Origin of the sequence: Kistimonas asteriae (assembly GCF_018263925.1) — a bacterium.
Lineage (GTDB): Bacteria > Pseudomonadota > Gammaproteobacteria > Pseudomonadales > Endozoicomonadaceae > Kistimonas > Kistimonas asteriae.
In genome coordinates, this window is sequence record NZ_JAEVHF010000036.1 from 1 (window position 1) to 7030 (window position 7030).

The window sequence follows — 7030 nt, forward strand, 5'->3', positions numbered from 1 at the left end:
AAAAAAAAAAAAAAGGGGGCGTCATAGCCCCCCGCGTACGGGTTAAAAAAAATTCAGACTGTAAGTCGTGATTTTTGCGGAGCGAAGCGGAGTCTATCAGGCTCTATATGGTGCTGGGTCATGTATCCGTTTTTTGGAATCATTGCTTCCTCGCGCTCTATCAGGAGTAGGCAGTGAATGACCATTTCATCCATCGTCATCCCGTTTTCCCTTGCCGCTCTTTCTAGTTTTTCTTTGCTGTTCACGCTCGAAAGCCTCCCACATCTGGTCACATAAATCGGCCAGTGTTCCTCCGTGTGTGGCCTTGTATATGTCCATCAGTTTCTTGGTTTTTTTGGTTACGCTTAGGTTTGCTTTGTTCGGGTCTTGTGCCATTTCGGCCTCCTGAGTTTCCGTCCTTGGCCACTTTATCACTGCATTCTCCTTGAAACAGTTTCGGGTTTCCATTAATCTGGGTTCCTGTAGTTCTGGGTTATCTCAAAAACACAAAAACAGGAATCTGAGATGGAACGCGAAATTGTAATCAAAAGAGTTAGCGCTGGAACCTTTACTGATGAGAAAACCGGGGAAAGTCGCGAATTTGCGAGCCTCATCATAGATGGTGAGAAATTCCAGGCTAATGACAACGTTGTTGGTTTTGTCTCTCCGAAGATGCGTATTGTCACCGCTGAAGGCCGTCCGAACTTGGCGCTGGCTGAGCGCTTCAAGTCCGCTCTCCGTAATTCAAAGAAGCCGATCAAGCTGAAAGTCATCTGTGACATTTTGGAAAAACCGGATTCTATGGAATTGATCGTTGTTGGTGTTCCCGCTGGAGCTGCGGCGTGACACCGGAAGAATTTCAGGCGTTATGGGATTTTTTCTTGGTGATTTTTCCCATGGCGTTTGGAATAAAGGCCGTTCTTGGCCTGCTCAATCTCTCGTCTTGGCGGGATTAATTAAAATAAAGATATGGGGTCACTATGTTCCAGTCGCTCAAAGAAAAGAAAAACCGCATCGCTGCCGCTCTGGTTGTTCCTGCTGCTATGTTGGCAGGTTCTGCTCAGGCTGCCGTTGAAGCAACCATCCTTGATGGCGTGAAAACTGACATTACCACCGTCGGCGGTCTGATTATTGGTTTGGCTGCCACAGCAATGGGAATTCGCTGGGTAAAAGCGACGTTCTTCTAAGCCGGTTATTTACAGCCCCTTCGGGGGCTTTTTTGCTTTCTGGGGGGTGTGAAATGTTTGGTGAATACGAATTTTTGCTTCTTGGGGGTATGTTATGTCTTTATATCGCTTGCTCCTGATTGTTTTGTTTTTTTGTTCTTCTTCCTCTTTGTATGCTGCTAACTACACTCTTTATTCTGTGGGTGCAGGTCATGCTTTTGATAAACCTACGGCCTGTCTTTACAGGTTTAACACGTTTCCAGGTGCTACTGATCTTGATACGTCTACTGACCGTTGTAAGTTTAAATACATCGGTTCAATTAAGTCGTATGGCTACAATTTGAATACGGTTTTCTGTGCATCTCCTAGTTATCCATTGACTGGGCAGGGGGTTAGTCAATTAACCTGTGTTACTTCTGGCGGTAATCCTCCTCCGGGTCTTGTTACTTGTCCTGAATCTGGTTCTCCTGCTGGAACGGCTAATTGGACAGGTTCTCAGTCTTATTTAGGCCAGATTGATGGTTGTCAGGTCAAAAACGTAGGCTCTACATTCTGCGGCGCTGGGTATGATCATTCTGTTGGCTGGCTGTGTTTTGGTGCCATTGCCTACACTGGTGAGCCTGCTTCTAATGAACCTTTGGTTTCTTCTGGTTCTGTTCGTATTGAGCCGGTCACTACCAATGATATTCAGCAAGATTGCGGTAATCCGTATGTTGATCCGAATTCCGGTATTGAATTTGTTGATTGCACTACGGTCGCCGTTAATCAAACCATAACCCCAGTGGCGTATGAGTGTGGTTTGGTCGATGACTGTGAACAGCTTCCGGCCGGTAAGCAATGTGGGACTTTGAATGGTGAAGCTGTTTGTTATGAAACCTCTGATCCTGTCGTTACTCAAACCACTACTACCACTACTACAGAAACTAAACCGGACGGATCGGCAACGGTCACTACTACAGAAACCACCGAAACTGGCTCTGAATATGAAAACGGGTCGGTCGTCGATGGTTCTCAAACATCGAAGCAGACCACGACCGAACAGAAAGACTCCAGTGGCAATGTTGTTGTTAAAACAGATACCTGTTCCGGGTCTGATTGTCCTGAGCCTGTAGAGAGAAAGGTTTCCGGCACTGGGGATTGTTCTAAGCCTTTGGTCTGTGAAGGTGATCCGATCAACTGCGCGATCTTGGAATATCAGCATCAGGAATCCTGTGCTTACACTCCTGAGGCATTAGCCAAGTTTATTCAGGATCAGGGGATTACAAAGACATTAGGTGATGGTCAGGATTTCGATGTTCCTGATGCTGGGGAAATAGATATTGCCTCTTTTTTTGATAAGTTGGATTCTTCAAAAAAATATACCGCTCAATGTCCAGCCCCGAAGGTTATTCAGATTGGTGTTATTGGTGCTGCTGTAGAAGTCAGTTATCAAATGCTGTGTGATTTTGCCGGAATTCTCGGTTCTCTCGTGATTCTGATTTTTGGTTATATCTCTGCTCGTATCTTTATGACGGGTATCTCTGACGCAATGAAGGTATAAGACTATGCCATTACCTGCACTGGGTGCTGTTTTCGGTTGGGGTTTTTTGATTTCGGTTATTCCGACAATCATCGGCCACGTATTAAAAGGCGTTGGTTTTGGACTGGTTGCGTTTACCGGTTCAACCATTGCCATTAATTATTTGGAGGAATGGGTTTTTAATAAATTCGATGGTTTGGCCGTCGATGTTTTCCAGATTCTGGTGATTATGAATCTGGATACTGGGATCACTATGGTTTTTAGCGCTATGACTCTGAGAATCACAATGATGTCATCCGTGTCGGCTGTTCGTGCGGTTTGGCGTAAACCGGGGCAGGGATTTGGTGGGGGGATTGATGCATGATTTGGTTATTAACTGGTACTCCTGGCTCGTTCAAGACCTGTAATGCTATCAAATTGCTGTCAGAGCTAAAGGAGTTTGAAGGTCGTGATATTTATTATCACAACATTAATGGTTTGACTCTCGACTGGAAGCAGTTAGACGATGACTCGGCTCGTATGTGGTATGACCTGCCTAATGGCTCTGTGGTGGTTCTTGATGAGGCTCAGGCTATATTCCCTCCCCGTAAAGCGGGTTCTGCTGTCCCTGAGCGGGTTTCACAGCTGAATACGCATCGTCATAAGGGAATAGATATATTTATCATCACACAGCACCCCAGCGGCTTGGATGTGGCTCTTAGGCGTCTTGTCGGTCGTCATTATCATCTTGATAGGCCGTTTGGTGCTGCTTACTGTCGTGCGTTTGTCTGGAACAAATGTAACGACCGCTGTGACGATGGAAAGGAGCAGTACCGCGCTAGTAAGGAAAAGTGGAAAGCACCTAAAAAATATTTCAGTGCCTATAAGTCTGCTGAGATTCATACTCATAAATTCACTATTCCCAAGCGCATGATTTTTGGTTTTGGTCTGCCTCTGGTGATTACTCTCGGCCTCGGGGGTTTTGCTTATTCCAGACTAAGCGCTCCCGATCTGTCGCCTTCAGTTGCATCCGGGTCTGTTTCTCGTGATGTTCCTGCAGGATTGTTTCCCCCTGCACCTGTTCCCCAGTCCAAGCGAAATGCGGTGAATTATGCTGAGGATTTCATTCCCCGCATTCCCGGCCTGATGCATACGGCGCCTGCCTATGATGGTGTGTTCAAAGTTACAGATTTCCCGAGGCCGGCAGCCTGCATTATTCGACAGGAACAGGACACCTGTAAGTGCTATACCCAGCAAATGACCCATTACCAGACCAGCGATGCTATCTGTCGGTCGATTGTCGAGAACGGTTGGTTCAACCCAGCCCGGGGGAGTGCTGACAAAGGTAATCGCCGCTCTGGTGGTAAGCCCCAGCCGAGAACTAGAAATCATATATAAAAAATAATGAAGTATTTGATAAATTAGTCCTATGTTTGGGTTGACCTAAACATAGGACTGTTTTATTATGTACTTACTGAATAACGAAACAGAGGGCGGGAAAGTGAAAACGAAATCTTTTGAGATGAACAGCTTTGAGAGGGAATTGGTTCTTAAATCACTTGAGATTTCTTTGGTTAATCTCAAAGACAATATCAAGACCTGTAAAACAGCTTTGACTTACCCGACAGACTGCGGTTTTGTGAAGGATGCGGCTGTCAGTCTTCCTAAGTATGAGAAGGATCTGGAGTGCGTAGAGTCTCTTATTAAGCGGTTTTCTTTCTGGGGGGATTGATTATGATTGATCTTGGTCTTGCTTGGGGTGTGTTTATTACCCTTTTGCTTTTGCCTATTTCTATTTCTGTTTTTAGACGTGTCTTTGTTTTGCTTACTAGTTCTGATTCTCCTTTTTTCGATGTTGAGGTCGATCAGATGGTTAGAAAGACTGTATTGCATGATCAGCACGTTAATGATTATTGGACAGAACACCATTTTATTTATTTACAGAAAATGTCTCAGTGCCATCTCGGTACTAACAAAAAGTTTATTGTAGGGAGTCCACTAAATGGCTAGATATGGAAGCAATCACAAAGGCGGTCGGCCAGCTAAGCCTAGTAAACAGATCAAGGTTAGGGAAAGCGTTATCGATGAGGTTTTGTCTTATCGTGATGCCTTATACGCTGCCCGTGATTTTGTCGATGATGATGATGATTTGCGTGATGTTGATCTTAGGTGTGTCGTTCATAGAGCCATGGAGCGCGTAGAGGATTCTGTTAATGAGTTGTTGAGGGATCTTCACAAGGTGCAGAGGCTTAGGGCTCCCAAGCTCTGATTGTCTGTTCTTGGGATTCTGGGTTAGACTTTCAGCAGGCAAAAGAAAACCCCTCAGTGCTTGGCGGCTTCGGAGGGGCTTCATGGGATCGACTAGCACCACATAGGTTAACGCCAGTCATGATTGAGTATAACACCAACAACGGATTTTTGGACAACCCCCCCGGCGAGCAGGCAGGCGGCAGCGCCGCCGCCGGGGGGTCCCTTGTTACTAATACGGTATTATCCCCCCCTAAAACGGAAAAAAACGCGCTGCAGCCCCCGTCCTTACTGGCTTTTCATAAAATGGGAGAAGTGTCAAAAAGGTACGTTTTACATGGTGCGCTCCGTCAATTACTCGAAACCACTAAATTTACAGATGATGGTGAAAAATCTAAGTTTTACCGTTTGGGTGCTTGTCGTTGCCTTTCTGCTCATTTCCGTCCTGAGAACTTCAGAAAAGGAGATATTGATTATCTGACGCCGGATTGTCCTACTACACCATTGGCAAACATCTCCTACCAAAAAAACGAAGATGGGACTATCAAAGCTCATCTCGCGGGGTTTGTTCATTGTGATTCGAATTGGCTCTGCCCTCTCTGTGCTCCCATACTGTCTGAGTACAGAGCTAAAGAGATATATGCTGCTCTCTACCACCATCAAAAAGGGATGGATCGATTGGTTAGGGATGGCAAAAAGACCAGGCTGACTGATGATGGTGCAGAGTATTGCCCAATGGTTCATCCTGTTAAGGGTGGTTATGTTTGCTTTGTTACGTTCACGCTCCAGCATTATAAGAATTATCAGCTTTCTAGGACTCTACAGGTTCTCACTGGAACTCTAGGTCGTCTTAAGAAAGGAAAGGCTTGGGATACCATGAAAGCTAAGTATGGTTTTGTTGGTTCCATTCGTGCGCTTGAGTACACATACACTGAACGCCATGGCCATCATCCGCATGTTCATGAGTTATGGTTTTTTGATAAACGGCCTGCTGTCGGCAAGCTCAAGAAAGAAGTCTATAACCGCTATGCCCGCTATGTTGAAAAATTCAGTCCTGAAGGGTTCCATGCTCCTAGTTATAAGCGCGGTGTTGATATTAAGTTGTGTCTCTCCAGTGACCAGAAAAAAAAGAATCTCTTGGATGATGGTTTAGACTTGAACGATATTGAGAAGATCGCCAAGTACTGTGCAAAAGGTGCGGAGACTGACAAAACGCTAGAAGATGCTGTCGATAATCGCACCTGGGGAGTTTCTGAAGAACTTACTAAACATCAGTTGAAGGTTAACAAGGTTCGCCGTTACTCTGATGGTGGTGAGATTGTCTCTTATAACTCTACCGCTATGCTTCTGAACTATGTTGCTTGTCAGTATGTGATTGATGAATGCATTCTTTCCCCAGTCGATCGTCGTAAGTGGCTTAAGAAGTTGGCTCGGTTTAAGGCTCTATATACCGATTATGCTAATTCTTTCTTTGGTAAATCTCTGAATTATTGGTCTCCTGGTCTTAAGGATCGTTTTCAGATTCATGAGTTTTCAGATAATGAGGTTTCAAAGGCGTTTGAAGGTGAGATGTGTTTTCTTATGGGGCTTGGTTTGGATCGTATACAGTTCATGTTGAAGAACCGGCTACGTGGCCGTTTGCTTGATGTGGTCAATAATCCAGAACTTAAAACTGATCAGCAAAGAATGGAAGCGGTAGATGAGTTTCTTTCGGTTACTCAGGAACGTTACCGCTTCGGGTGATTGATAGCAGGGTTGACGCTCCCCAGTGACAGGCCGCCGCCGATCTATTCGTTAACAGATAGCAAAAGTCGTTTCCCTGGTTAACCTGGTTAGGATGGAATGATAGCTTTTTATACTCCGGCGGGGTGAGCGTAAGCGAGGGGAGGTGACCTCCCCTATATCCCGAAGGGATGAATAACAAAACCCATCTTTCCTGTTTCCTCCGATCTAACCGCGCCCCTTTCTCATGGCATTTTCGTAGACCATCCGCCGCCATGATTAACCGCTCTTAAAAAAAAAAAAAAGGGGGCGTCATAGCCCCCCGCGTACGGGTTAAAAAAAATTCAGACTGTAAGTCGTGATTTTTGCGGAGCGAAGCGGAGTCTATCAGGCTCTATATGGTGCTGGGTCATGTATC

At 45.4% G+C, this 7030-nt stretch carries 10 protein-coding genes; 9 read left to right on the plus strand and 1 reads right to left on the minus strand.

Annotation, left to right across the window (positions count from 1 at the left end; all coding sequences use genetic code 11):
- Positions 1-186: 186 nt before the first annotated feature.
- Positions 187-375, minus strand: a complete 189-nt coding sequence (locus tag KHS78_RS22040) for a hypothetical protein (protein ID WP_211831172.1) — start codon at positions 373-375, stop codon at positions 187-189.
- A 129-nt stretch (positions 376-504) separates the two neighbouring features.
- Here KHS78_RS22040 and KHS78_RS22045 point away from each other — a divergent pair, with 129 nt between their 5' ends.
- The 9 genes from KHS78_RS22045 to KHS78_RS22085 all read left to right on the plus strand — a co-directional run bounded on the left by KHS78_RS22045 (position 505) and on the right by KHS78_RS22085 (position 6633).
- Complete coding sequence (locus tag KHS78_RS22045; protein ID WP_211831173.1) at positions 505-825, plus strand: hypothetical protein; 321 nt, start codon at positions 505-507, stop codon at positions 823-825.
- Between the two features lie 134 nt (positions 826-959).
- A complete protein-coding gene (locus tag KHS78_RS22050; RefSeq protein ID WP_211831174.1) occupies positions 960-1166 on the plus strand; it encodes a major capsid protein in 207 nt (68 codons plus the stop codon).
- Between the two features lie 94 nt (positions 1167-1260).
- Positions 1261-2685: a virulence factor TspB C-terminal domain-related protein gene (locus KHS78_RS22055; RefSeq protein ID WP_211831175.1), complete on the plus strand. Its 1425-nt coding sequence runs from the start codon at positions 1261-1263 to the stop codon at positions 2683-2685.
- Positions 2686-2689: 4 nt separating this feature from the next.
- The gene (locus KHS78_RS22060; protein ID WP_211831176.1) at positions 2690-3028 is read left to right on the plus strand and encodes a DUF2523 domain-containing protein; all 339 of its coding nucleotides are present in this window, start codon (positions 2690-2692) and stop codon (positions 3026-3028) included.
- Complete coding sequence (locus KHS78_RS22065) at positions 3025-4041, plus strand: zonular occludens toxin domain-containing protein (RefSeq protein ID WP_211831177.1); 1017 nt, start codon at positions 3025-3027, stop codon at positions 4039-4041. Before KHS78_RS22060 ends, KHS78_RS22065 begins: the two co-directional genes overlap by 4 nt.
- 67 nt (positions 4042-4108) lie before the next feature.
- A complete protein-coding gene (locus KHS78_RS22070) occupies positions 4109-4375 on the plus strand; it encodes a hypothetical protein (protein ID WP_211831178.1) in 267 nt (88 codons plus the stop codon).
- A 2-nt stretch (positions 4376-4377) separates the two neighbouring features.
- Positions 4378-4653 carry a hypothetical protein gene (locus KHS78_RS22075; RefSeq protein ID WP_211831179.1) on the plus strand — a complete coding sequence of 92 codons (276 nt, stop codon included), beginning with the start codon at positions 4378-4380 and terminating at the stop codon, positions 4651-4653.
- The gene (locus tag KHS78_RS22080) at positions 4646-4912 is read left to right on the plus strand and encodes a hypothetical protein (protein WP_211831180.1); all 267 of its coding nucleotides are present in this window, start codon (positions 4646-4648) and stop codon (positions 4910-4912) included. The genes KHS78_RS22075 and KHS78_RS22080 overlap by 8 nt, the downstream gene beginning before the upstream one ends.
- 119 nt (positions 4913-5031) lie before the next feature.
- Positions 5032-6633: a protein rep gene (locus tag KHS78_RS22085; protein WP_211831181.1), complete on the plus strand. Its 1602-nt coding sequence runs from the start codon at positions 5032-5034 to the stop codon at positions 6631-6633.
- The last annotated feature ends 397 nt before the right edge of the window (positions 6634-7030 follow it).